Source organism: Gulosibacter sp. GYB002 (assembly GCF_036577665.1).
GTDB lineage: Bacteria > Actinomycetota > Actinomycetes > Actinomycetales > Microbacteriaceae > Gulosibacter > Gulosibacter hominis.
The window spans coordinates 16,112-41,165 of sequence record NZ_JARBDD010000002.1 but is presented as its reverse complement, the minus strand read 5'-3'; the positions used below and the strand labels follow the sequence as shown (position 1 = coordinate 41,165).

Annotated in this window: 18 protein-coding genes; 5 read left to right on the top strand and 13 right to left on the bottom strand. The window is 59.6% G+C overall.

Translation table 11 applies throughout. From position 1 onward, the window contains the following. Positions 1 to 178: 178 nt before the first annotated feature. From PV375_RS01390 to PV375_RS01365, 6 genes are all read right to left on the bottom strand, one after another. On the bottom strand, positions 179 to 2,032 hold the full coding sequence (locus tag PV375_RS01390) for a DUF5719 family protein (protein WP_332105833.1): 1,854 nt from the start codon (positions 2,030 to 2,032) through the stop codon (positions 179 to 181). Next, entirely contained in the window at positions 2,025 to 5,012 is a 2,988-nt protein-coding gene (locus PV375_RS01385) for a glycosyltransferase (RefSeq protein ID WP_332105832.1), read from the bottom strand. Before PV375_RS01385 ends, PV375_RS01390 begins: the two co-directional genes overlap by 8 nt. A gap of 102 nt (positions 5,013 to 5,114) precedes the next feature. Then, positions 5,115 to 5,429 carry a WhiB family transcriptional regulator gene (locus PV375_RS01380; RefSeq protein WP_201517536.1) on the bottom strand — a complete coding sequence of 105 codons (315 nt, stop codon included), beginning with the start codon at positions 5,427 to 5,429 and terminating at the stop codon, positions 5,115 to 5,117. 176 nt (positions 5,430 to 5,605) lie between these two features. Then, the gene (manA, locus tag PV375_RS01375) at positions 5,606 to 6,895 is read right to left on the bottom strand and encodes a mannose-6-phosphate isomerase, class I (RefSeq protein WP_332105831.1); all 1,290 of its coding nucleotides are present in this window, start codon (positions 6,893 to 6,895) and stop codon (positions 5,606 to 5,608) included. 120 nt (positions 6,896 to 7,015) lie between these two features. Continuing rightward, entirely contained in the window at positions 7,016 to 9,136 is a 2,121-nt protein-coding gene (locus PV375_RS01370) for a hypothetical protein (protein ID WP_332105830.1), read from the bottom strand. Then, positions 9,133 to 9,657, bottom strand: a complete 525-nt coding sequence (locus PV375_RS01365; protein WP_332105829.1) for a hypothetical protein — start codon at positions 9,655 to 9,657, stop codon at positions 9,133 to 9,135. Before PV375_RS01365 ends, PV375_RS01370 begins: the two co-directional genes overlap by 4 nt. Before the next feature lie 276 nt (positions 9,658 to 9,933). On the opposite strand from PV375_RS01365, the gene PV375_RS01360 reads away from it, so the two are divergent. Beyond that, entirely contained in the window at positions 9,934 to 11,301 is a 1,368-nt protein-coding gene (locus PV375_RS01360; protein ID WP_332105828.1) for an O-antigen ligase family protein, read from the top strand. 12 nt (positions 11,302 to 11,313) lie between these two features. Here the strand turns inward: PV375_RS01360 and PV375_RS01355 are convergent, their stop codons facing one another. Genes PV375_RS01355 through PV375_RS01345 form a run of 3 tightly spaced genes read right to left on the bottom strand, consistent with a single transcriptional unit; the run spans position 11,314 to position 14,438 of the window. Continuing rightward, positions 11,314 to 13,347 carry a glycoside hydrolase family 99-like domain-containing protein gene (locus PV375_RS01355; RefSeq protein ID WP_332105827.1) on the bottom strand — a complete coding sequence of 678 codons (2,034 nt, stop codon included), beginning with the start codon at positions 13,345 to 13,347 and terminating at the stop codon, positions 11,314 to 11,316. 48 nt (positions 13,348 to 13,395) lie between these two features. Next, positions 13,396 to 14,220, bottom strand: coding sequence for a rhamnan synthesis F family protein (locus tag PV375_RS01350; RefSeq protein ID WP_332105826.1), 825 nt, complete (start codon positions 14,218 to 14,220; stop codon positions 13,396 to 13,398). Continuing rightward, positions 14,217 to 14,438 carry a hypothetical protein gene (locus PV375_RS01345; protein ID WP_201613046.1) on the bottom strand — a complete coding sequence of 74 codons (222 nt, stop codon included), beginning with the start codon at positions 14,436 to 14,438 and terminating at the stop codon, positions 14,217 to 14,219. The genes PV375_RS01350 and PV375_RS01345 overlap by 4 nt, the downstream gene beginning before the upstream one ends. Before the next feature lie 254 nt (positions 14,439 to 14,692). Here PV375_RS01345 and PV375_RS01340 point away from each other — a divergent pair, with 254 nt between their 5' ends. From PV375_RS01340 to PV375_RS01330, 3 genes are read left to right on the top strand one after another with little or no spacing between them, the layout of a single operon-like run. Continuing rightward, positions 14,693 to 15,553: an ABC transporter permease gene (locus PV375_RS01340; protein ID WP_332105825.1), complete on the top strand. Its 861-nt coding sequence runs from the start codon at positions 14,693 to 14,695 to the stop codon at positions 15,551 to 15,553. A gap of 6 nt (positions 15,554 to 15,559) precedes the next feature. Then, entirely contained in the window at positions 15,560 to 16,792 is a 1,233-nt protein-coding gene (locus tag PV375_RS01335; RefSeq protein WP_201613043.1) for an ABC transporter ATP-binding protein, read from the top strand. Between the two features lie 8 nt (positions 16,793 to 16,800). Continuing rightward, the gene (locus PV375_RS01330; RefSeq protein WP_332105824.1) at positions 16,801 to 19,035 is read left to right on the top strand and encodes a glycosyltransferase family 2 protein; all 2,235 of its coding nucleotides are present in this window, start codon (positions 16,801 to 16,803) and stop codon (positions 19,033 to 19,035) included. A gap of 89 nt (positions 19,036 to 19,124) precedes the next feature. On the opposite strand, the gene PV375_RS01325 is transcribed toward PV375_RS01330, so the two are convergent. The 3 genes from PV375_RS01325 to PV375_RS01315 all read right to left on the bottom strand — a co-directional run bounded on the left by PV375_RS01325 (position 19,125) and on the right by PV375_RS01315 (position 22,408). Then, entirely contained in the window at positions 19,125 to 20,810 is a 1,686-nt protein-coding gene (locus tag PV375_RS01325) for a cell wall-binding repeat-containing protein (RefSeq protein ID WP_201613039.1), read from the bottom strand. Positions 20,811 to 20,924: 114 nt separating this feature from the next. After that, positions 20,925 to 21,791 (bottom strand): glucose-1-phosphate thymidylyltransferase RfbA, encoded by an 867-nt coding sequence (rfbA, locus tag PV375_RS01320; RefSeq protein ID WP_332105823.1) that lies wholly within the window; start codon positions 21,789 to 21,791, stop codon positions 20,925 to 20,927. 2 nt (positions 21,792 to 21,793) lie between these two features. Then, complete coding sequence (locus tag PV375_RS01315) at positions 21,794 to 22,408, bottom strand: dTDP-4-dehydrorhamnose 3,5-epimerase family protein (protein WP_332105822.1); 615 nt, start codon at positions 22,406 to 22,408, stop codon at positions 21,794 to 21,796. A 74-nt stretch (positions 22,409 to 22,482) separates the two neighbouring features. Here PV375_RS01315 and PV375_RS01310 point away from each other — a divergent pair, with 74 nt between their 5' ends. Then, positions 22,483 to 23,427 carry a glycosyltransferase gene (locus tag PV375_RS01310; protein ID WP_332105821.1) on the top strand — a complete coding sequence of 315 codons (945 nt, stop codon included), beginning with the start codon at positions 22,483 to 22,485 and terminating at the stop codon, positions 23,425 to 23,427. A gap of 59 nt (positions 23,428 to 23,486) precedes the next feature. Here the strand turns inward: PV375_RS01310 and PV375_RS01305 are convergent, their stop codons facing one another. Further along, positions 23,487 to 24,887 carry a hypothetical protein gene (locus PV375_RS01305; RefSeq protein ID WP_332105820.1) on the bottom strand — a complete coding sequence of 467 codons (1,401 nt, stop codon included), beginning with the start codon at positions 24,885 to 24,887 and terminating at the stop codon, positions 23,487 to 23,489. Positions 24,888 to 25,054: the final 167 nt, after the last annotated feature.

Here is a 25,054-nt window from a genome sequence, read left to right as displayed (position 1 = left end):
GTTCACTACTTATGTATTCACATATGAATGCGCAGTCGGTGCCGAGCTAAGTGAGTCAATGAAGGCTGCAGTGCGGATTTGCGCGATGACTGCGGCGGCGAGCTGCTGGGCAGAGAATCCGAGTGTGTTGCCCCACATTCCGCAGTAGGGGGTAATGATGCCGCCAGCTAACGCTGCACTAGCGGTAGACGGTGATGGTGTCGCCTTCGCTGATGCTCGGGTGCACCGGGAAACCTGAGTAGGCACCGGGCGCTACGAAATGCACGGCCGCGCGCATCCCGCTCACACCCGCGAGTTCGACAGTGTCGCCCGAGATGTCGGTTTCGTAGGTTGCGCCCTCGGCGATTTTCACGCGCTTGCCGTTCACGGTGATTTCGCGGGCCTCGCCCGGGTTCATGACCGCCAGCCGGGGTGAGTCTCCTGCGGGCACCGCGATCAGTGCGCTGTCGCTCAGCGCGGGTGATGACGCGAGCCACCCGAATTCGCTGGAGTCGAGCGGTGCCACGCGGGCGGCGGCGACGATCGGTGTGGGCGAGTCGACGCGGATGGTGTATTTGCCATCGGGCACAGTACCCACGGGGTAGTCAAAAACAGTGTTCGGTGCCACCGGAACATCGTCGCGGAAGGCGACCTTGCCATTTTCGTCGAGTACCTGCAGCGCTACCGTGGTTTCGGCGTCGCCGGGGTTGAGCAGCCGCACCGCGGTGCCGATCGTTGCCGTAGTGTCGGGGCCGTCTACCGGCCACGCCGAAACGACCACGCCGGGCAAAAACTGTGTGGTGCCGTATTCGGTGGTCGATTCGGCAATTTCGGCGCCGCGCGGGGTGAGCGTTTCGGTGAAGGTTTCGTGGACGTAGGCGGCCACGGGCGCGCCGGTGGCGATGACTTCTACCGCCATCACAGATGATTCAGGAACCACGCCGGCGAGGCTGAGGCTTTTGTGTTCGCCGGGTTCGAGCACCATTTCGGCCGGGCCCGATGGGGCCAGTCCGTTGCTGGTGAAAACGCGGAAGTTGACGCGTGCTTTCACTGCACCGGGGTTGAGGATGTCGAGTGCGGCAGTGTGCCCGGTTTCGGTGTTGCCTGCCAAAAGCCACTGTGAGGATGCGGGAGTGGTGCAGTTGGTGGCGGCGTAGCCGTTCGTTTTTGGGGTGTCGAGCGTGACCGATTCGGCCGCTGCCAGCACCTGGTTTTGGTCTTCGGCTGCTTTTTGCACGAACACCGAGGGGCCGCCTTCGCTCAAGTTGGTGGCCTCAGCGTTTGCACCGCGGGAGTGGTGTGTGGTTTTAGGCTCACCCACCGGGCTGATCTGGTTTGCGTCGCTGCTGAGCCCGAGCTGTAGCAGCGGGCCCGGGCACACGGCTTGCTGGTCGCCGATTGGTGGCGTGAGCTGCATCCCCGTTGGTTCGGCGGTGTGGTTCGGCAGCGGCATCCAGCCGAGCGCCCATACGGTGCCGGTGACGACCGCGAGCGAGGTGACCACGCCGGCGGTGCGCGCGAGGGCGCTCACCGCTTTACGGCGGCGGCGCTCGGCGCTTTCAGTGCGTTTGCGGCGCACTGCGGCGGTGGCACCGCTACCTGCTCGGCGCAGCCGTGGCCCGTCGGGGTGCGGCGCGCTTGGTGTTTCGGATGCGGGCGCAGGTTTTGATTCGTCAGCTGCGGGCTGCGGCGCGGCAGCTGCCGGGGATTCGTTCGCGGAGATCCTGTCGTCGGCTGTGTCGCCGGCAGGCACGCTATCGGCACCATCACCGGCGGGCGCACTATCGGCGCTCTCACCGACGGGCGCGCCGTCAGCACTGTCTTCGGCGGGCGCGCTATAAGCAGCACTCTCCCCCGCAGCTGCCGCGTCGGCGCTCGTTACTGGTTCGTCGGCTCCATCGCCAAAGGCCTCGTCATCGTCGATGCTGAGTGCCTCAATTACCGGCGGTCGGAGGGTTTCGGTTTCGGGCTGCGCGGCGTCGGAGTCGACCGGCTGAGCGGCGGCGTCGCTGTGTGGACGGATTGGTTCATCCTCATGTTTGCGATCAGTCACCGAGCTCCTCCTTCCCTGCTGGGCCGACCGCTTCTCCGCTGGCGGCCGATGAATATACTTCGACCCGCTCGTTATCGAGTCGGTAGTTTCGCAGCGTCAGCACGTCGTTGCCGCGGTCGAGGTCTTCCCACTGCGGTTTGATACGGCGCGCGGCTGCGCTGAGGTCGGCGATGCGTCCGGTGGGTAGCGCCAGCAAAATCACGAACAGCAGGATGACCGTCTGTACGATGAGCATGGCGCGGCCGAGCAGGTTCTGCCAGTTGGTGACCTCGAGTTGCTGTGCGAGCACCGGGTCAGTGGGGCGTTCGGCGGCGTTTACCACTTGGAATAGGGTGCCGTATCCCTTGATGTTGCCGATGCTCGTTACCGATTCGTTGGTTGACAGTCCCGTCACTAGCCGCTGCCCGAGCGGTGCACCGGCGCCCTCGGCGGGCTGAATGAGCACGAATCCGATGCCCAGTTCGTGCAGCTGCGACATGGGGTTTGATTTGCCGATGCTCAAAAAGTCGACCACGAGCTCGGCGAGTGCCTCATCGGTTTTTGAGGTTGCCGGGTTGGTGGTGGCGAGGGTGGAGATCTCGTTCAGCTTCAGACCCGAGCCGCGTTCGAGGCTGAGGCGTAGCTGGTCGGGCCCGATAGGTGTGACCCGGAGGGTACCCAGTTGGTCGGCGTCTTCGCCCTGCACTGAGGCGATTGCCGGCAGGGTGCGGCCGTCGGATGCGGCTACGGCCGCGGTTCCGGTGATGTGCGCCGGGAATAGCGGCACGATCAGAGCGGTCACACCGACGAGCGCGAGCATCGTCACCGGTACGCGCAACGGCCCAATGTAGGCGGCGCCGGCGATAGCCGCCATCAGCAGACCGAAATAGCCGAGTGATTGGGCCGCGGCCGGATAGATCGGCGCTGCGGTCGCCTCCCACACCGCGAACGAGAGGCCACCAGCCACGCCGGCGGTAATCCATCCCGTTGCCGCGATGATGAGCCCGGCAAGTGCCAGTCGCCAGCCGTTTGCAAAGATGCCGATGGCGGCGAGCACCCCGAGCGGTGCCAGTAGCGCGGCGAAAGGCAGGAACGGGTCGATGTCGGTGAGCCCGAGCTGCTGCAAAAATTCGGGCCAGCCGCCGAGGCTCGTGTCGGCGAACCCGAACACTGTGTTCCAGCCGTGGAGCGGATCGTAGGGCTGCGGCAGGGCCGGGTCGGCAAAAATTGCGAGCGGTCGGCCGCGGTTGAGCTGTGTCACCAATAGCGGCAGGAACATCGCGGCAGCCGGGATGGGCACAAACATTTGTCGTAGCCATCCGGCGCCCGAGGTGGTCACCATGAGCAACCAAAGCACGATCAGTGCGGGAATGAGTGAGGGTGCACTGGCTGCGATAACAACGCCAAGCAGGGATGCGGCTGCGGATGCGGCCCAGCGGTAGCGCGCGGCAAAAAATGCGAACGCAAACCAAGGCAGGGTGATGTGCACGAGCACCGCGGGCAGGCGGCCGTCGGCGAGCGCGCCGAGCAGTGTGGGCGAGCAGGCCCAGGCCAGAGCGAAAAAGGCGCGCAGCCAGGGGCGGCGAGTAAAGCGCGCAGCAATGAACCAGGCACCCGTTGCGGCTAGCGGCAGCGCGATGAACCAGATGATGACCACGATCAGGCTTGGCTGCCAGAAGGTGAGGCTGCCGAGCACGGCGAGAACGAATTGGAACGGGTCGGCCACGCCGATGCCGCCGCCGGTGTCGCGCAGGCCATAACCGGTGGCGGCCCAAAGCTCGCCGATGCTGCCGGATAGTGGCAGCAGCGCTCCGCCACTGAGCACGCTGCTGCGCAGCAGCGGGAAGAGCATGATTACCGAGGCGACCGCGGTGATGAGCGCGACCCAGCCGCCGCCTCCGGTGATGAAGTTGTAGCGGTCGCCACCCTGCTGGGCGAGAGCGAGCTGCTCGTCGCGTTTGATGGCGCGCATGGTGCGCCATTCGGGAGCTGAGATGCGGAGCCGGTCGAGGCTCGACAGGGGTTGTGTGCTGGTGGCCGCGAATTGGCGTCGGGCACTGAGTGCGCGGGTGCCACCGAAAAACACTTTGAGTGCGGCAAACAGTTCGGGCAGGATGCGGCCCGGCTGTTTGCGCAGCAGGTTGAGCACCGTGAGCACGAGCACTTCGGGAAGCAGCAGCAACCAGTACACCCAGAACATGAGCGGGCCCGACCAGGACAGTCGCCGGTGCAGGGTTGCGGTGCGACGTAGCCGGTGGCGGGCTTGAGCACCCGTGCGGCGCCCGTATTTTGCGGTACCGGGAGCGTCCCTGCCGAGTGTTTCAACGCGCGCGTCGGGGGTGAGCAGCACTCGGTTTCCGGCGAGCCAGGTGCGAACACAGAAGTCGAGTGAGTCGTCGACGGCTTCCAGCCCGGGGTCGAAACCCTGCAGGTCATTCCACACGTCGCGGCGCACGAGCATCCCGTTGGTGGCAACTGCCAGCACATCGCTGAATGACTCGTACTGTCCCTGGTCGAGCGCGTCGGTGTGCAGCCGGATTGATTCGCCGGTGGGGACGATTGACTGCCCGTATTCGACGAGTCGGCTGGGGTCTTGTGCCGACACCAGTTTGGGGCCGGTTACCGCCAGTGATGGGTTTCGCTCGGCGGTGTCGAGGAGTTCGGCGAGCGCGTCTGGTTCGGGGGCGTCGCCGGCATTGATGAGCCAGAGCCATTCATCGGGATGCGCGGCGCCGGTATCGGCTTCGCGGATCGGTTCGATCTTGTCGAGTTCGCTGACTGCCGTGGTGACGGCTTTGTCGAACGAGGAGTCTTGGGCGACCGTGAGCAGCATCGTTGGCTGCGCAGCGCGCATGATTTCGAGGGTGTCGTCACGCGAGTCGATATGCACGAATACTGATGTCGCGATGGGCGCGGTTTGCGACTCGAGCGCGGGTATGGTGCGTTCGAGTGCGGAGGCAGCATCGCGAGCTACGACAACTGCGGTGACTTTGGGTCGCATTAGCAGAATGCTAGTGATTGATTTCGGGCGGGCTGGCATTCTGTGCGGCGAGCCGGAAGCGTGGTCGAGATAACCCGCGGCACAGGGTGCTGTGCTCCGCTATTAGGCCTGCCGACGCAGTTTGCGGCGTTCGCGCTCTGAAAGGCCGCCCCAGATGCCGAAGCGTTCGTCGTTATCGAGCGCGTATTGCAGGCATTCGGCGCGCACCGCGCAGGCCTGGCAGATCGACTTGGCATTGCGGGTTGAGCCACCCTTTTCGGGGAAGAACGCGTCGGGGTCGGTTTGGGCACACAGCGCGTCAGCCTGCCACGAGAGCGGGTTGTCGTCGCCGATGTAGTCGGGAGTGCCGGGCACGCCCAGCGTCAGCGGATCGACGTACCAGTTTTCTGGTACCGGTCGGTTCAAACCCTGTGCCATATCACAACTCCAACGCATTCCCACGAACGGACTGTTCGTGTCTCCAATGTAATTACACCGGTGTAAGACCGGTTGCGTCAAGTGCCAGGGGCGGAAACTCTAATCCACAACTTGAGAGTTTGCGGGATTTCCCAGCCTGTGCGCCGCCGTGTCGCACGGCGAGCGCTCACCTGAACCTAATCGAGCGGCAGCGACTCGCCCGCATCCACACCTGTAGACGCGACCACAAGATCAACGTCCGTGCCGATGACGCGCAGTGGCGGCGCATCCGGAGTGGCAAAAATTGCCTGGCCGTGCGCGAGAGTAGTCGTTTCGCCAGCCGCATCGGTAATCTCGACCGCCTGCCCCAGGTTGAGCAGCACGCTCGGGCCGACGACATTGATTTCTGTGTCGACTCGCACGCCCTGCACTCGCTGCAGGCGGAAGTCGGGCTCGACGGGGTCAAAAGTGGTGACGAAGTTGTTGAGCTGCTCGGCGCTGAGATATGGCGGCGGCGTGGGCGCGAAGCTGAGCGCCGCCATAAGTTCGTCGACATCGATGTGTTTGGCAGTGAGCCCGCCGCGCAGCACATTGTCGCTTGCCGCCATAATTTCAATACCCACACCCTCCACGTAGGCGTGCAGCACACCGGCACGGATGTAGAGACCTTCACCGCGGTGCAGTGTGACGTGGTTCATGAGCAGCGCTGTCAATACGCTGGCGTCGCCGGGATGCGCGCGGCGGATGGCGCGCACGGTTGCCCGCTCGCGTTGCCACCTACCGTCACCCTCGGCCCACCGGTAGAGCACCGGTAGCGCGTCGACTGCCTCGGTAGATTTCGATAGGTTGAAGGCCACCAGTTCGCGTAGGTCTGCTTCCGAGTCGAGCTCGGCGACGCGCTCTGCGAATGGCGCGAATTGGGATGCGGTGCCAGCTTCGGCTGCGAGCTCGGCAATATCTGCCACGAGCTCGCGCACTTCACCGAAGCTGCGGAAGCCTGCCAGCGCGGTCATGGTGTCACTGAGTGCGATGAGCAGTTCGGGTTTGTGGAAGGGGTCGCGGTAGTTGCGACTCGGGTCGTCGAGCGGGATGCCCGCCTCATTTTCGGCGGCGAATCCGCGTCGCGCGCGGGTGAGGTCGGGATGCACCTGCAGCGAGAGCGGTTCGCCCGCGGCAAGCACCTTGAGAAGGAACGGCAGCCGCACCGGTTCGCCGCGTCGGAGACCGACCGCGAACTGGCCGAGCGCGCGTTCGGGTTCGGCTTGGATCCACTGCCGCAGGTCGGTGTGGCCGCCCACAAGTTCGGGGCTGGTGACTTTTGCGGGCGAGCCGTGGTGTGCGCCGAGCCAGAGTTCGGCCTGCACTGGGGCTTCGGGGCCGCTTGTTTCGGGTTCGAGAACGGCACCGGTGTTTCCGAGGTAGTCACTAATCGCGCCTCGTGCGCCCCAGGCATAGCGCATCGGTGTGTTCTCGAGCGGTACAAACATCGTTGGTGACTCTACCCGTTACTCGTGTCAGAAACAGTGTCAGACCCAAACGCGTTTCCACGTTTGGGTCTGACCTGTGCCGAGCTTGGGGTTGCTCAGCTCATTTTCGATAGCTAACCGCTAGGGCTCGCGACGCAGCACCTTCATCCCCAGCAGGGCCGCGGCGCTGACCAGCAGCACTCCGAGTGCGGCGAGCACCGGGGTTGCCATCGGCTGCATGCCGGTTGCGGCGAGTTCGGATGCATCGCTCGACGACGAGTTCGGCGCCTCGGCTGCGTCCTCGTCAGGGATCACCGATAGCGGCTGCGGAGCGGCAGCTTCGGGGCGATCGGCGTTTTCAGCCGCAGCGGAGTCAGTGGTCGAGTCGGGCTGCTCGTTCGATTCAGACCGGCCAGGCTCGGCCGGATCGCTTGAGTCTGCTTCCTTCGACTCATCCTGTACGGGCTCGGCCTGCTCGCTCGAATCAGCAGACTCCGAGACCTCGGCCGAGTCTTCCTCGACCGGAGCCGGCTCGTCAGGCTCGACCCGCTCAGACGCTGCCTCGTTGCCCTGAGGCTCTTCAGCCGCAGCCGATTCGCTCGAGATTTCTCCCGACGTAGCGCCGAGTGCCTCGGTCGAGCGCTCTTCGGCCTGCTCGTCGTTCGCTGCGGCCTCATCGGCTGCGCTGCGCGGAATCACCGAGAGCGCCTGCTGGCGTGCGGTCGATTTTTGGGCGGCACGCTCTGGCGTTGCCACCTTAGCCGCACGAGCTGTTGACGAAGCCTTGCTCGACACGCTGGCCGAGGCTGACTTGCTGCCTGACTTCGGCGACACGGTTACGGTCTTGCAGCCGAGTCGCTTGTGCGCTCCGCCACCAACATTGTGTGCTGTCACACACACAGAGTGTGCGCCAGTTCCAGCTGCAAGCGTCGAATCAAAGCCGTGGGCAGAGCCCACCGAGGGAAGCACTCGCCCGACGTCTGGCCGGGACTTGTTAGCTCGAATATGCTGTCCCTTGCCGTCAACAGTTACCCACATATAGAGCGGATGTTTCGGGGCGTCAAAATCAGCAGCCCACCCACGGATTCTCACTCCGCCATCGGTAGCGACGATGGAATCGAAGTTGCCAACGGGTGACCTACCGGTCGAAACCGACTTGCAGCCGAGCGACTTGTGTCCGCCACCACCGAGGTTGTGGGCGGTAATGCACACCGTGTTGGTGCCGCTTGGCGTCTTAATCACCGTGTCAAAGCCGTGTTTGGCTCCAGCACTGGGTACGGCTCGACCGACATCCGGGCGCGATTTGTTTGCGTACACGTGCTGCCCTTTACCGTTAACAGTGACCCACATATAAAGCGGGGTTTTCCACGCGTCGGGGTCTGCGGCCCAGCCGCGAATCCGAACACCATCCGATGCCGCTGCGGCCAAATCAAAGTTACCGATTGGAGATTTTCCAGGGGCTTCGGTGGGCGACCCAAACCAGTCGGTGTAGAGACGCCAGAAGTTGCGGTTGCCGTAGCTCGAGCAGCCGTTACCGGTGCCGTAGAGGTTTGACAGCGCGGCCTGGTTGGGCTGGTACGGGGTGTAGATGTATAGCGAAGCGGTTGCCTGGTTTTCGATGTAGACGGTCGACGCACCACAGCTGCGGTCGGGGTTGTAGAGGATGCTGTTATTGCGTCCGGCTACATAGGCATAGTCGCCACGGTTTGCCGCGTACTGGTTGAACTGCCAGGCAGCCCGGTAGAGCTGGTTGTGCAGGCCGGCATATTCGGGGTTACACCATCCGGGACGGTTCGGGTCGTCCGGGCAGTAGTAGCCCATTGCCCGCTCGTAGCGCCATTCGCCGGGGTTATCCATGGTGACCAGCGAGGTCTCTTTTTCGAGCATCACGAGAAGCACCTTGGGTGAAATACCGCAGGTTTTACCGACCTTCGAGATGATCTGCGCGGCCGATTCACCGCGTGCGCCCTGATAGGCACCGCAGTACCTGTTGGCCGCTTTGCTCACTGTGTCGACGCGTTTGTCTTTGAGGCAATTACCCGTGCAGTTTGACCCACGCTTATTCAAGAAGTCTTGAATTTGCGACACCGACATCGCGGCCGAGTCGTAGAAGTTCTCGTCGCTGATGAGATAACCGGGTCGAAAATTGGATGCATCGGCAGCCTGCGCGTCTTGCTGGCTTGCGGTTAGCACGATCCCACTGACGGCAATCAGTACACCAGCGCAAGCAAGCGCGATGTGTCGTCGAAGACGGCGAATCACTGGCGCACCTCCGCCACCACAGCTTCAGAGACGCCATTGCCCTCGGGGCTTTCAAAGGCCACCTGGACCTTCCAGCCTTCGCTGGTCACGCCCTCGATGGTTGCCAGCGGACACACGGTGCTTTGTGCGTCAGGGCGAGCCTCAACCGTGGCGGTAAGCTCCTCGCCCTCGGGGCTTGTGGCGGTTACCGTGCAGGTACCTTCGGCAATGAGGTTCGTCACGATCGAGCGCACCTCGATAGTGGCGGAGTCAGCGTCGTAGTCGGCAGCCACCACGATGACGTTTGCATCACCCGATGCCGCGTCGGTCGACTCAGCCGTTGCTGGAGCGCTTTCGGTCTCGACCTCGGCGGTCGGCGCGACAGTGGGCACAGCCGGAGTCGTGGTTGCGGTTGCAGTTGTTTCGCCGCCACCGCTGACGGCACCGGTGCAAGCTGCGAGCGACAGCGTCACGGCTCCCAACCCGAGCACCAGCCAGCGCAGGCGGCTCCCGTTATCCGACGAACTGGCTTGACTAGTCATGATTCCTCCAACACTCGGCGTGTCGTCACGGTAAATAACATTTGCAACAGTAGTCACACTCGTCACATTTGTCACGAAAAAGATCCGACACGCCGAGGTCAATCACGGATATTCCAGCCCTCCAAGATAGTTACACCGTTGTAATTCACTTGGCGTCACGGGCTGCCGAAGTTTGAAAGAATGGCAGCTATGGTCTCGCCGGCAGCTCGACTCGCATCATTTTTCAGGTGCGTTTTTGAGGCACCCCTAGCTACTCCCCGGCGAACTACACCGGCCATGTGGCTACTTATGGCCCTCACGCTGGTTGGTTTCTCTGGAGATCTGCTCCGGTACACCATCACCTGGACCGGCTACGGCCTCGTTGCACTCGCTCTGATTGTGACCGCTGCTGTCATGCTTTACCGCAATCGGTCGTGGCTCCAACCACTTATCGCCCCAACGCCCCTGCTGCTTTTTACGGCATGGTGCGGGCTCTCGATCACCTGGTCTGAGTACCGCCTCGAGACCAGCATTGCATGGCTTATCCAGCTGACAATCATTGGCCTCGGCTTCACGACAGCCGCCCTACTTACCCGCGAAGAGTTCCTGCAAGCATTCGCCTCCGCGCTGCGGGCCATCGTCGCTGGGTCACTGATTTTTGAACTGGGCGTCGCGCTTTTCACCGGCGACGGACTCATTCCCCCCGCCTACTTCTATGGCAACGATCTCGAATTCTTCTTCGGCAGTGGGGCGCCGCAAAAAAGTACGGCCGCCTTCCCCTCCACGATGTACTGGAGCTACGGACACCTCATTGAGGGCGGCGCCATCCAAGGACTGCCGGGCAACCGAAACCTCCTCGCCATGGTGACCCTATTTGCGATTGCGACCACGGTCACACAATTGTTGGATGCACGACTACGCAAGAGCTACGGGCTCGCTTTTCTTGCCGTCGCCTTCTACACCCTGTGGCGCACCCGCTCGGCAACCAGCTTGGTCACCCTCGGTTTTATGCTGCTTGGTGCCGCACTAGTCTTTGCCGGACGGCGAATAGAGCGCCGCTGGCGCTGGGCGCTCTATGCCGGTGTCGGCACCGTGCTCATTTCTGGGGCAGTCTTGGTAGTGCGCAACTACGAAGAAGTGTTTGCGTTGATGAATCGCTCATCGGATATGTCCGGACGCGGCGATATCTGGCGTGCGGTGCTCCAATTCGGCGCGGAGCGCCCGGTAACCGGGCACGGCTGGATCAGCTACTGGGCCCCTTGGCTCCCTCAGTTCGACGACCTCGGGGTTGTGGGTCCCACAGCACATCAGCAGGCGCACAACGCATTCCTCGATGTGTGGATGCAAACCGGCCACATCGGAGTTGCACTCTTTGCGTTAGTGGTGTTCGCAACCCTTGTTCGCGCTTGGTGGCAGGCAATCGATCGCCCCACGGCTGGGCCGCTAACGGCAACGCATGCGCTCGGCTTTATTCTCGCGATTGGACTCGTTGTGCAGTCAACGACCGAGTCACGGCTGCTTGTGGAAGGTTATTGGTTCTTGCTCTGTTTTATCGCATTCGCTTCACGCCAACACCGACACGAGCTTCCCAGCACGCAGCCAATTCGGCAGGTTATTCAAGCGTCAGTTGCCGTCCCCGATCGCCGTAAAGCCGGCAACCGGTGACAGCGGCGAGACTTATATGAGCGCAGCACGTGTGGCTTGGAGATAGGTGCGTCCCCAGCGCTGAGTCGGCTCTAGCACTGCCGCCTCAGCCCATTCGTTCCATGCGTTTACAATAACCACGCGATGCTGTTCATCTCGGTGGGCAACTGCCTCGACACATGCCCGCAACCAGCGACGAAACGTGTACGGGTTAGACCCATACCAGAGGTCAGGCTCCCACTGGCGGCGCGCAGTGTTATCGAATGCAACCATGGCGCCCGGAAAATCAGATTCAGGCAGCGCTGTCATCTTCTTCAAGCCGTCGCGCAACGAACCCTGGTAACTGAGGATATTGCCGCGGAAGCGCCGATCCACACCAAGCCCATCATGGGGGATATGTACGTATTCGTGGTTGTGTGGAGCAAATGCAAGCGCTCCCTGAATACCAGCCTCGAGGTATGACTGGTTGAGCCCGTCAAAGTTTGCGCCAACATCTACCGACATGAGGTGTAGCTCGCCTACGCCAGCTTCACGCGCGCGACGCCGCCAATGCTCGATCACCTCTGCGTAGTTCGGAATCTGAGCAATGCGATACACAGCGAGCACCGCGGCCCCGTCGACACGCAGATACCGTTCGTCCTTGAGTAACGGCATAACATCCTCGATGAACTGCTCAGCAGGAACCTTGTCGTATTCCTGAGCAATCAAGACGTTCTTCGTGTCTCCATCCCAGCGACGTGTCCAGTTCTCATTCGCCCACATGATGCAGAACGGCTGGTCGATATCACTCGCAACGAGTCGTTCAATGGGCATCGCCATGAGTTTCTTGCCAGAGAACCAGTAGTAGTAGTACATGAAGGCATGTACTCCAAACTGTTTCGCGAGCGCTGTCTGCTGCTCACGAATTTCATCAAGCCGAAGATCGTAGAACCCGAACTCACTGGGCAACAGGGGCTGGTTGTGACCGCGGTAAACGGGACGCGCCTTACTAACGTTGGTCCACTCGGTGAAACCCTTCCCCCACCAAGCGTTGTTCTCGGCGAAAGGATGGAACTGGGGCAGATAAAACGACACACAGCGTGCTCGCCATTGCGGGTTGGCGAGCTGCTCGGCAAGCGAATCGACACTCGGCAGGCTATCTGCATCCACTTGATTCCGCTCAAGCATTGAGTAGCCAGCCTCGATTGCGAGGTGTCCGATGATGCGCTCTACTGCATGTGCGGTCGTTCCGTCGATTTGTCCGGATTCAGATTCGAAGTCTGCAGCATCCAGGCGGAGAGATCGCAGGCCCTGCAACACGAAGCCTCGGATCCAATAAATCGACCCGGATGGGAAGCACAGGTCTTCCCGGTTGTAGCTGAGCTGCAGCCGCAACAGCAGGTGTGCGAAAATCTCTTCATCGCTCCCCCAGTGCTCAGCGCCGGCCATTGACCCGTTTGAGGTGATTACCCCGACGGCCGGATTCGTAACGAACTCGTTGATGATCTCGGTGATATTTTCGCTGTTGTCTAGGAGATCACGGTAGAACGATTCCTTCCATTCGTTCCCCGAACCAGCGAGCGTCGCGTGCTCCTCGCGCCAAGCACTCTTCTTGGTATGAATCTTGAAGATGAGATCATAGGGCTCCAGGTAGCCAGCGTTCACCACCTGAATCAACGGCCAAATGTCCCGACCATGGTTCTCTACTTCGAGCACGCGAACATTTTTTGCACCGGCTGCAGCGAGGTCATCTGCTGTGACACTCGTACCTGATGCATCCGTGACAATAAGGTCAAATGGGACGGGAATCTGAGCGAGCTGTTCACAAATCTCGCCGACCAGATCCGCGTAGTAGACATGAAGGTGAACTCCGATAGCTGCCGGTTTTTCAAACGGAGGAAAATCGACTCGCCACTTCGACGGAAATCCCACAAAGTGGGCCCCTTCGTTGCGTTCTAGGTAGCGATCGTAGGCTGCCGGGAAGCCGGCGCCACCATCGGCGATAGTGCGGCCAGCGATCCGGTCGCCGATCATTCGGCGTGCCGCCGTGACTCGACGCTGGATTCCCGACTTCGTAATCTTCCGCATGAAACCCTTCCTGGTCATTTAGCGCACTGCATAGCCCATGTGCTGCGCCTATGGGAGCCACTGTCGCCAGTGCACGTCATATTCTGCTTCGAGAACCTGAGGCACACGGTCAGCACCGGGAATCAGGTTCGAGTTGAGCAACAACTCTCGCTTCACAAACGGAACTCCGGCTTCGAGTGCCTGCTGCCAGCCTTGAATCATCGGATTGTCGCCGGTGGCAACAATTTCGCGGCTGTCAAGGAAACACCCCGAGGTGAAACCTTCGTTATACAACCGTCTCTGGAAGCCCACCTCATAGCGGTTGATGATCTCATGTTTGTCAGCGTGGACAGATACACGCGTCCAAAAGTCTTGGAAGGGTTGCGACTGCAGCACTTGCGGTTTGAAACCCAAGAAATAGCTCTGCATATGCGGCGCAAATTGGTGGCTGCGCACCATTCCCCACCAGTCATGAGGAGTTTGCTCAAAGTCATTCAGCACTCGTTCGAGCGACCACAGCGGTCCCACCAGCGAGTCATTGAGCTGCAGCAACAACCTCGCCTTCAACACTTGAGGCACATGTTGGATGCCAACCGCCCAGCTACCGAAGTCATAACCAATATTGGGTTTTCGCAGTACAGCAACCCGTTCGAGGTCGAGGTCGGCCGGCCATTCCAAAGGCGCATCCACCGGGCAAGCACTGACTAGCAACACAAAGTAACCAGCTTCGGTAACCTCTTGAATCAGAGCAGCGAGCGAGCGTGAAACCCGCGCGGTGGTGGAATACTGCGCGACAACGGCGACTTTGTCTGGAGAAGCAGGAACCCGAGTGCCCCCCTCCCAACGAATCTGCGGCCGCATTGTTTCATAGAAGAGGCTGCGAAGTTGAGTCATGATCGGAACCGCCGCATCGCGGTGCGCAGAGGCGCAGTCACCTGCCACGACTTAGAGCGTCGTAGGTCATTGAGCTGTACCAGCAGGTCGTGCGCCTGAGCTCGTTCGAGGCGGACACGCTCCTCGAGCTCACTGATCCGTGCATCGCGCTCGCTCCGCTGGAGCCGTAGTGACTTCACTTCCTCCCGAAGACGGTCAATCTCGGCCTTCTCTGCCATCCGACTCACCTTCCTGTTGATCACAACGGTTCCGAAACTCAAAGCATACGCCCGGATCGTTTGGGAGCGTCCCAACGCAGATATCTCCTGCCTCGCTAGACTAGTTCAATCACGCGCTCCAGATCTCCTGGGCCCATTTGCTAGTGAATTGAGTCATGACACCATCTTCGAACGCTGCCAATCCTCATCGCGAGCGCAATGCTCGCTTGGCAAGGCTCCCGTTGGTGGAGACCGGAACCTCGGGCCGCTTTCTCGTGGGTTTTTTCCGCACGGGCCAAGCCGTATGGCAGCGCAGAGAGCTGCTTGATCTCCTCATTCGACGTGAGATCAAGGCACGGTATAAAGACTCGGCACTCGGTTTCGTTTGGGGGCTGATCCGCCCGCTAACGCAGCTGCTCATCTACTACCTGGTGCTGGGGCACTTTTTGGGTGCCGCACGCTCTATTCCAGAGTTTGCAGTGTTCATCTTCTCTGGCCTGACGCTCTTCGGCCTCGCTTCCGAAATGATCATGACGATGACGGCCTCCATTGTGGGGAATGCCGGCCTGATCAAGAAGGTGTATTTACCTCGAGAAATCTTCCCACTCGCCGCTGCGGGCTCCACAGCTTTCAACTTCGGCTTGCAGATGCTTGTTCTGATCGGCGCCGCTCTGCTAAGCGGTACTTTTGTGCTTGGCTGGCATTTCCTCTACGCGATCGCAGCTATCGTCGTAGTCGCCATCTGGTGCGCGGCACTCGGACTCGCTATGTCGGCACTCAACGTGTTCCTAAGAGACATCCAATACTTGGTTGAGGTCATCGTGATGCTGCTGATGTGGACCTCACCAATCGTTTATTTCTGGCAGTTCGTCGGCACTGCATTCGGTGAGTTCGGCCTGCCGTCATGGCTTGTCGACGTATATCTCGCCAACCCACTCACTCTCGGAGTGATGGGCTTTCAAGCAGCATTTTGGGCTCCAGGTGTGGCAGGAATCCCGCCCTATCTCGAAGGGGTGCCGTTCCCTGAGCACCTGATGCTGCGAATGGTAATTGCTGCTGTTCTCGGCCTGATCGCATTCATTGCGGCTCAGCGCCTGTTTAACCGTCTACAGGGCAACTTCGCCCAGGAGCTGTAACCACAAATGACCAGTGCCACTGCCGCTACCCCAGCCCCACCGACGGTCATCTCTGTACAGGATGTCTCAAAGCGCTTTGTCATCCACCAAGACAAATCCATCAAAGATCGGCTGCTGCACCCTCGCCGCACCCGCGAGCACGCTGAAGACTTTTGGGCCCTTCGCAATCTCTCGATCGACATCCATGCCGGTAACACCATTGGGCTGATAGGTCCCAATGGATCGGGCAAGTCAACCTTGCTCAAAGTGATCGGCGGTATCTTGGCGCCTTCGAGTGGCCGGGTGTTGCACCGCGGCCGTATCGCGGCTCTGCTCGAGCTGGGAGCGGGGTTCCATCAAGACTTGACCGGTCGCGAAAACGTGTTTCTCAACGCGGCAATTCTGGGAATGAGCGTCGAAGAAACAGAGCGGTGTTTCGACGATATCGTTGCGTTCTCTGGGATCGAGAAGTTCATCGACACGCAGGTGAAGTTCTATTCATCGGGCATGTATGTCCGCCTGGCTTTCGCGGTCGCAGTGCACTGCGATCCCGACATTCTTCTGGTTGACGAGGTGTTGGCCGTGGGCGACGAACCCTTCCAAAACAAATGCCTCGACAAGATTCGCGAGTTCCAGGAGGAAGGGCGCACCATCATCATGGTGACCCACAACCTCTCACAGGTGACTGACTTCTGCACCCGGGCACTCGTTCTTGGCCATGGAAATGTTGTCTACGACGGCAACCCCGAGGACGCGGTAGCGATCCTCCGGCAAGGCTTCCGCTCAATTGAAGAAGCAAGTGCCGTGCTCGAGCGTCTTGAGAAAGAAAAGGCCCGCGACTCGGCTGAAGCGAAACGACGTGCAACCGGTGAAATCCTCTCGCTGCGTGCCATCCCTTCACAGTCGCCGCTGCGCCCGGGAGACTCGGTGCGTATCGAACTCGAGATCGAGACGACTCGTGAATTCCCCACCTGGAATCTCGGACTGTCAGTGACCAACAGCATCAAGCAAATGGTGCTGATGACGTCGACCGATCGTGCGGGCCTTAAGGGAACATCGCTTCCTGCGGGTCGACACACTCTCCAAATCGAATTGCCAACGTTGTCGTTGCCGCAGGGTGAGTACACCTTCAGCGCGGCGCTGTATGACGAGACGCAACTCGAAATCACGAGACTCGATGATCAATCGCCCGTTCGAGCCAGCACTGACGAGCGGAGTGCCGGAACGCACTATACCGCTGCAACAGCAAACCTGATCTAAGGAGCACCATGACTGCGAAGATGCCGATTGTCATGACCCTCATGGTCCGCGACGAGGCGGACATCATCGCCGCAATGGTCGAGCACCATATCGCTCAAGGTGTCGATCTCATTATTGCTACCGACAATGCTTCGAGTGATGGTACTCGTGAAATCCTGGCACAATACGCCGAGATCGGCGTCGTAGAACTTCACGATGATCCTCGTGTTGAGAAGCAGCAAGCCGAAGTTGTCACCTCTATGGCACGCCGAGCCTTTACCGAGCACGGGGCTGCCTGGGTGATCAATGCGGATGCCGATGAGTTTTGGTTTGCAAGGTCAGGTGGGACAATCGCCGAAGCACTTGCCGCCGTACCCGAAGATGTTCAGAGCTATAACGTCAGCGTTCGTAATCTGGTGGGTGAACCAATTGAGTCAGGTTCTGTAATCCCGACTCACACTTGGCGCGACGAGCGCGATGACGAGGCACTTCGAACAGTAGGACTCCATGCTCAACCGACGCATGACTGTGTGCATCGAGGCTCGGCTCATGTGACGATTCAGCAAGGCAACCACGGAACTTCGCTACCGCTTGCCGAAGCAGTCCCTACAGAGGCAACCTTGGAAGTGCTTCACCTCCCCTATCGACAGTGGTCGCGCTATCAGGAGCGCGTTCGGAACACTGCAGCGGCTTACGACCGCTCAGGTCTCACCCCGTCGCCACGCCATCATGGGATGCGTGATGCACGCTGGCTTCGGGAAGGCGTCTTGCGACCGATGTTTGTTGCCCGCCATGTTGTTGATGATGCGACTGTTGGATTTGCCTATGACGACAGGGTTGTCAGGGCGCTGTCAAAGCTTCTCGAAGAGAGGACTGCGCTCATTCCCGAGCTGGTATCGGAAGCGTTGCAACCCGGCAGTCCGTTGCCTGGTGTCAGCGACGACCTGTCTCTTTTCAAGAAGCTTGGTCCTTGGCTCGTTCGTGAGTCAGAAGCGCGTGCGGAGCTGGCCTACAGCCGGAACGACTTCTATTCTCTGCTCATGCAGCATGAAGCGTTGCAAGCCGAACAGAAAGAACTTGCGGCAGAGTTCGAAGCCACAAGCAATGCGATGACCGATGCCCATGCGGCAGAGACCCATGCGCTCCGAGAAAAACTCGGCGCAGCGAACGCAACGGTGCAGTCTCTCACGGAGTACGTAGAACGACTCCTCCAGGACCGGCTCGTCCGGGCGGCAGCACGCGTTACGACCCCACGCTATGGCTGGCAAGAACGCCTCACCAGAGCCAAGCGACTGCTGGCAGCTTCCACTGTGAAAATAAAGAGCCTGGCTGACAAGCCCGCACATCAGCTACGGCAGATGGCGCGTCACCTCGACAGTGACAACAACAATTCGACTGCTGAGCGTGTGGCAGAGCTGTGGCAGTCCACCGAACTCGAGAACCTATCGCGGAGTCGAGCTCGAGCGGTCGCTTTCGCACGTTTTCAAGAACTCTGGCAGAACCCCCCGAAGGCTGAAGTACTCCACGGCGAGCCGAAAAATGAGTCGCTACCGATCATCATGTGCCTTTGGAACCGACCCGGTCAGATTGACGCGATTCTCGAACAACTCGATCGTCAAATCAACTTACCAACGCCACTCCGGTTGGTGTTCTGGAACAACAATGATGCCGATCACCAGTGGTATCGCGAGCGCATCCAGGCGTTCGAGGGCACCGGAGCCCTCGAGAGTGTGGAACTAATTCACAGCCCGCATAACATTCGAGGTATCGGCCGTTTCATCATTGCCCGCCAGCTATGGAATGACGGCGCACGAGGAAACTTCATCATGCTCGATGATGATGAAGTGCTGCCAAACGATGCTCTCTCAAGACTCTTGGCAAATGGAGGTAAGCACCGGATCTCCAGCATCTGGGCCTGGCGAGTCAACCCGGATGACTATTGGCAACGCGAGCGTGCGGTCAATGGTGAGGTTGCCGACTACACGGCGACTGGTGGCTGCGTTTGTGACCTCGAAATCATCGCCGATGACTCTTTTTTCACCGAGCTACCAGAACTCGGGCTCTTCATCGAGGACGCGTGGATGAGCCGCTACGCCGCCGCGAGAGGCTGGTCGCTGACCGGTATCACGCTTCCGGTCGAGTTTGTCCTTCACGAAACTAACCAGTACGGGCCGCTCATTTGGGACAAGGTAGCCTTCTGGACTTCGCTGAACGACCGTTACCCGCTCCCCCTGGCAGAAGAGCGTCGCAAGATTCGCAATTAGCGAGTCAATGTGTGACAGTAACCCCCTGATCGAACAAGGTTTAACCAATTTGCCCAATGACAAAGGCGTGCTTTGTCTGGAGCTAACCGTTAGGGCCAGGGCCCAAACGGTTTTCCAGACTCATATGCCCGATAAAGTTTCGGGTCCGTGTAGAAGTTGCCATGATATCGAGAGCCTGGGTTATAGGTCGCTCCCGGTTTCGGAGATGGAGGCGTGTAGTCGCGGAGTGATAGGTCTACGTCCTGTGACGCGACAGTGTGCCCCTCAACTTTGAAATAGCTTCGCCATCCCCAGGTTGCACGAGCGTCAAAATGTCCGTCCCAACCGCCGTGTCCAGAGCTCGTCCATACGAAATTTATGATGAGCACCTCATCAGCATTTCGTACACCACCATTACTTGGCTGGTACAGAATGTCGCGATGCGGAGCTGAATCCCACCAGGATTCTGCAACATACGCACCATCCAAATCCCAATAGTGCTCAAGCTGCCTGCCATTGCCAAAGGCAACTTCATTGAAAAGAATCATGCCGTCGTGCGGCGGAAGTGCGCCCTTAGCATCAGCATGGCGCTGCGCGAGCGCTGAGAAATCGTCCAGCCCCACATGGACCTGATCCGGAGTCAGCGTATGCAGTCCGTTCTCGACCGCAATTTCGTTGTAGCGCTTGAGAAAGTCAGCCACAAACATTGCGCTGACGTCGTCCCCAGCAACCCGCGCTGGCCGCACCTGGTACCACTCGTGTGCTGTCGAGGGTTTACATGTCCGGAGACCGGCGTCACTGGCCAGCCCTGAGCCGACACGTGTCACTTTTGGCGTTGTAGGTTGATTCAAGACAGGATTAAGTCCCAAGTACTTCAAGGCAAATGTTGCTGAAGCGCCGCCAGTACACGACGGCATTGCAAGTACCAAGGGCCGCTCGAGAGGTGCAGCAACCAGCGCGTCAGGAAAATTCCGAGCCGAAGCCACCACAATTTCGTTTCCGGTGCCCGTGAAGAACTGCTGAAGAACCGCAGCATTGGTTGCGAACCGATCCTCGCCCGAAAGCCGTTTCATCGCCGCATTAGCCAAAGCCGTTGGTGGAGTGTCGTGGCCAAGCACATTTGAACCACCAATTAGATAGTACGTGCCAATCGGAAGCGCTGATAGTGCGTCCCAGGTGGGCGAAGTGAGCCCTGACTTGTTCCCTAGTAATACTGGCGCACCTGTCGAAGCGCCCGCCGCGCCGGCCGAGAGCGCATCAGGAAAATTCCATCCCGTCGCGACGAACGCTGTCGAAGCATCCGGGAAAAAGGTCTTAGCGAGGACAGCTGCTGTCGCGTGCCGATCTGGGCCGGCATACCGCACAAACGCTGCTGAAGGAGTCAACGTCTTTAGCTTGGATACTACCGACTCGGGTACAGCAGGCTCACCGCCAACGACAATGACCCGGGCAGGTCGCTGACGTTTCACCGCATTGACCGTCGTTTCTGGAACATACGTTCCATACGTCAGCAAGATTGGTGCATCAAGCTTGGCAGCGACCGGACCCGCAGCCAACGCATCCGGATAATTCCGACCAGTCGCGATGATGACTGTGCCCCCAGTCTCTGGCCTTACTTGTTGCGCGACTACGGCGGCGGTCTCAAAACGGTCGTTTCCCGATAGTTCTTGTCGCGTAATCAGCGCTGCGTGCGCGTTAGACCCGCCGACAGAAACAAACACAGTCGCAAGCAGCGAAATCGCCACCAGACCACGAATGCTCCAGAAAAGACCTCGTCGCAGTTTTCGGTCCACCACTAGCCAGTCCTTTCGGCAGAGTGCGCTCACTAGTGATTTCACCATACCGGGGAAGGGGTTCCCGTGCGAGAATCTCGACTGGAAGATCGAGTTTGTGCTTGCGCCCTATGCCGACTACGCCTGGTCGAGCAGTCGCTGGATGTAGCGACCGTAGCCCGACTTTTTCAGGGGTTCTCCGAGTCGAGCGAGCTGCTCGTCGTCAATCCATCCGGCACGCCAAGCAATTTCTTCGATGCAACCGATCTTGAGACCCTGACGGTCTTCAATCACCTTGACGTACTCGGATGCTTGCATCATCGACTCGAAGGTTCCGGTGTCGAGCCAGGCAGTACCGCGATCGAGCACGTGCACCTGCAGTTTGCCTGCGTCGAGATAGGCCGAGTTCACCGAGGAGATCTCGAGTTCGCCCCGTGCCGATGGCTTGACGCTCTTTGCGATTTCGATGACGTCGTTGTCGTAGAAGTAAAGTCCTGGCACTGCGTAGTTCGACTTCGGCTGCTTGGGCTTTTCTTCGATTGACAGGGCCTTCATGTTCTCGTCGAATTCGACGACGCCGTATGCGGTTGGGTCGGCCACCTGGTAGGCAAAAATGAGCCCGCCATTGATCTCTCCGTGGGCGCGCAGCGACGATCCGAGGCCGGTGCCGTGGAAGATATTGTCGCCGAGCACGAGCGCGCATCCCGAGTCGCCGATGAACTCTTCGCCAATGATGAACGCCTGTGCGAGTCCGTCTGGGCTGGGCTGCTCGGCATATTCGATCGTCATGCCAAGATGTGAGCCATCGCCGAACAGCGCGCGGAACTGCGAGTTGTACTCGGGTGTGGTGATGATCAGCACCTCGCGAATATCGGCCATCATGAGGGTCGACAGCGGGTAGTAGATCATCGGCTTATCGTAGATGGGCATGAGCTGCTTCGAGATGCCCTTGGTGATCGGCCAGAGTCGAGTGCCCGAACCACCGGCGAGGATGATGCCCTTCATGCTTACGCACCTGCCTTTTCGTTGAGCTCGTTGTAGAACGCCACGCAGTCTTCATACTTCGGCAACAGTCCCTGCTCCTTCGCTTTAAGCAGGCCCGGCGCCTCAGTGTCTTTGGGTGAGAGCAGCAGCTCGTCTTCGGGCAACTGCAGATCGAGCCCGACGGTTTTGCACAGCGGGTTCACGCCGTGTTCGCGGCCGGGCGCGTAGGTGGCCGAACAGAGATAGCTGACGGTCGATTCATCCTCGAGCGCGACGAAGCAGTGGCCGAGGCCCTCGGGGATGTAGATGGCGCGACGGTCTACGTCATCGAGTCGCACCTGGTCCCATTGGCCGAATGTGGGCGAACCGACGCGGATGTCGATCACAAAGTCGATCACCGCGCCGCGGGTGCAGGTAACGTACTTCGCCTGGCTCGGCGGCACATCCGCGAAGTGGATGCCGCGGACCGTGCCGCGCTTCGACACCGAGGTGTTGGCCTGCTTGAGGTCGAGGGGGTGCCCCACTGCCTCAGCGAGTTTGTCGAATCGGTAGTACTCGAGGAAGATTCCTCGGTCGTCGGGGAACTGCTTCGGTGTGATCTCGAAGCTACCTGCAATGCTCAGTTCGCGGATATCCATGACCTCTACTTTACGGGGCCCATATGCGCTTTCGCGCTACGATGATGCCGACTCATAGATATTGGAGAAGACCTTTGCCTTGCAACCCATCCATTGCCGTGCTCCTCGCAACGCACAACGGCGAAGAGTACGTCGCAGAGCAAATCTCGTCCGTGCTCGCGCAGGATGCTGTCGATGTAACCGTGTTTGTTTCGGACGATGCATCTCAAGATGACACCCTCGCAATCATCCGCAGCATGGCTGAATCAGACCGACGCCTGCAGATCTTGGAACCGGGAGAGTTCGGTTCCGCCGGGAAAAACTTTTATCGGCTTATCCGTGACACCGACGTGGACGGCTTCGATGCAGTTGCTTTTTGCGACCAAGACGACATTTGGGAACCCTGGAAACTGCGCCGCCACTTCGAACTACTCACCGGTACTGGGCCGAACCCCGACCTCGGCCGCTTTGATGCGGTCTCGTCAAACGTCATGACCTTTGACGCAAGCGGCAAAACCCAACTCATTGTAAAGAACCAGTCGCAGCGGCTTCTTGATTATGCGTTTGAGTCAGGGGGGCCCGGCTCAACATTCTTACTGCGCTCCGGGAGCTACGCGTTCATTCGCGCTACATTGCTCGACCCCAGCTCGACTGCTTCTCAAGTGCCTTCACATGACTGGTGCATCTACGCACTTATTCGAGCTCGCAACGGACGGTGGTTTATCGATGGTGAACCTTCAGTTCGTTATCGACAGCACGAAAAGAACGTGCTCGGCGCGAATCAGGGTTGGCGTCAACACTGGGCAAGATTCGCCCAAATCGCTAATGGTAATCATCGACGCGACACCGCTGCGGTAACGAGCGCGGTCGCCCCTATCTCTCGGGGCAAACAAGCCCAGCGGTTGCAATGGCTTCAAGAAAGAGTCGGTCGTCGAGACTTCACGAGCCGTTTACAGCTCGCACGCAGAGCGTCCTTGTTCCGTCGCCGCCGCCGGGATCAACTAGCTTTGGCCGCTTTCATCCTGCTGGGAATCTGGTAGCTTCGCGCATCCTGACCTAAGACCTCCCTCTGACCGCTGCCAAACGAGCACTCAGTGCTCTACGCGTAGTTTAATCCACGTAACAGGGCATATGCGGTGGCCGGCACGCTCGCGCCAACGAGCAGTAACCGTCCACCGGGCCATCGCACCGCAAGTGCCACCATTAGGAAGAAAGCAGGCAAGAGCGCAGCGCCGTAGCGGCCAGGCATGCTGAACGGTTCTGCCAACACCAGAAGAACTCCGAAAAGCAGCGGTCCAAACGTCACAGCCGCAATGCCGGTCGCCCACGCCAAACCAAACTCTGTCGTTGATGCGGGGCGGCTCAGCAACATACCAATCACTCCTGCAATGACAAGGAATGTCAGCAGCATCCCATACGTGGTCGGCACGTTCCACGTTGCGTTGCCGTAGCTCTGCATGGGTCGCGCCACGACACCCATCCACAGAAAATTAATCGACTGGAAAAGCATCTCTCCGGTCATTCCACGAGGGAGGGTCAGCCACTGATTTGGAGGCTCGCCAACCGCCAACATCTGACGCACATAGGTCCACCCGAGTTGCGTCGCTGCTAACGCTATACCCGAGGTGAGCGCTGGCAGGAACCAGTCCGAGAACGTTAACGTTCGTTCTCCGCCAGACTGAGACGCGAAGCTTTTTCCGGTCTTGCGCACAAACAGTTGCGCACCCCAAACGAGCGCGAGCGCGATCACAGGCAACAAGATCCCCAAGAAAGAAGTCACTTTCAACAGCTGTCCGACCACCGCCAGTGGCACGAGCCACCACAATGAACCCGCGTCTTGTAAAAAGCGCACGGCAATTAGCAGCGCAAGCGCGCCGATGAGCGGAACACTCGCATCAGTCGACAGATATGTGTATGACCACCATGCAAATGGTGACGAAATAAATAGGGCAACGGTCGCCATGCTGATTCCGTCATGAACTCTCATTCGGCGCATCACCGCGAACATGACAAGGACTGTCGGCACGAGCCACATCATCATAGCCAAACGCGCGCCGTAGACAAGATCCGGTCCGAACAGGGTCACGACCTTTGCGAAAGCCCACACCGGCCAGAAGAACAACGGAGTATATGCATCTGCGGTGCTGATCCCCTGCTGAGGAAATTCCAGTAGGTTGCTGTAGTCGCTACCGCAGGGTGGACCAGTGGTGCCGAAATACATCACCCCCTGGCAGGCGAAGAGTTCACGCCCCTGCAACGAGAACGGTTCACCAGTTTGAGCAATCGCATTGCCTGGCAGACTCAATACCCAGTCGAGATAGGTAATTTCGTCGTATACAGAGGTGACACCATCATGGCGGGACACAGCGGCCGCTACGAACATCATGGCAAGTGCTGCCAGCATCCAATAGGGCCCCCGAAGGGTGACCATCGGGCGGGCAAAAAACTGTCTAATGCTATCCATCAGCTGTGACACAAATGTGGCGGAGCTCGAGCTCACAGTTGCCGTCACCTTCCTCGTCGGTATTCTTTTGGTTCGAGTCAGGAGTTCTTTGCCAGCCTGGCCGTTCCAGTTCCTATGGGAGTCTAGTGCGGTTACTCGTTCATGGTATTGGCCGGGCCCGCGTTGACAACCTCCTACCTCACAGTCAGCATGCATATCGCTAG

What these genes read in the sequence shown, in the direction of transcription:
- PV375_RS01385 (WP_332105832.1), bottom strand. Translation starts at nt 5,012, where the DNA reads ATGCGACCCAAAGTCACCGCAGTTGTCGTAGCTCGCGATGCTGCCTCC.
- PV375_RS01380 (WP_201517536.1), bottom strand. Translation starts at nt 5,429, where the DNA reads ATGGCACAGGGTTTGAACCGACCGGTACCAGAAAACTGGTACGTCGAT.
- manA (WP_332105831.1), bottom strand. Translation starts at nt 6,895, where the DNA reads ATGTTTGTACCGCTCGAGAACACACCGATGCGCTATGCCTGGGGCGCA.
- PV375_RS01365 (WP_332105829.1), bottom strand. Translation starts at nt 9,657, where the DNA reads ATGACTAGTCAAGCCAGTTCGTCGGATAACGGGAGCCGCCTGCGCTGG.
- PV375_RS01360 (WP_332105828.1), top strand. Translation starts at nt 9,934, where the DNA reads ATGTGGCTACTTATGGCCCTCACGCTGGTTGGTTTCTCTGGAGATCTG.
- PV375_RS01355 (WP_332105827.1), bottom strand. Translation starts at nt 13,347, where the DNA reads ATGCGGAAGATTACGAAGTCGGGAATCCAGCGTCGAGTCACGGCGGCA.
- PV375_RS01350 (WP_332105826.1), bottom strand. Translation starts at nt 14,220, where the DNA reads ATGACTCAACTTCGCAGCCTCTTCTATGAAACAATGCGGCCGCAGATT.
- PV375_RS01345 (WP_201613046.1), bottom strand. Translation starts at nt 14,438, where the DNA reads ATGGCAGAGAAGGCCGAGATTGACCGTCTTCGGGAGGAAGTGAAGTCA.
- PV375_RS01335 (WP_201613043.1), top strand. Translation starts at nt 15,560, where the DNA reads ATGACCAGTGCCACTGCCGCTACCCCAGCCCCACCGACGGTCATCTCT.
- PV375_RS01330 (WP_332105824.1), top strand. Translation starts at nt 16,801, where the DNA reads ATGACTGCGAAGATGCCGATTGTCATGACCCTCATGGTCCGCGACGAG.
- rfbA (WP_332105823.1), bottom strand. Translation starts at nt 21,791, where the DNA reads ATGAAGGGCATCATCCTCGCCGGTGGTTCGGGCACTCGACTCTGGCCG.
- PV375_RS01315 (WP_332105822.1), bottom strand. Translation starts at nt 22,408, where the DNA reads ATGGATATCCGCGAACTGAGCATTGCAGGTAGCTTCGAGATCACACCG.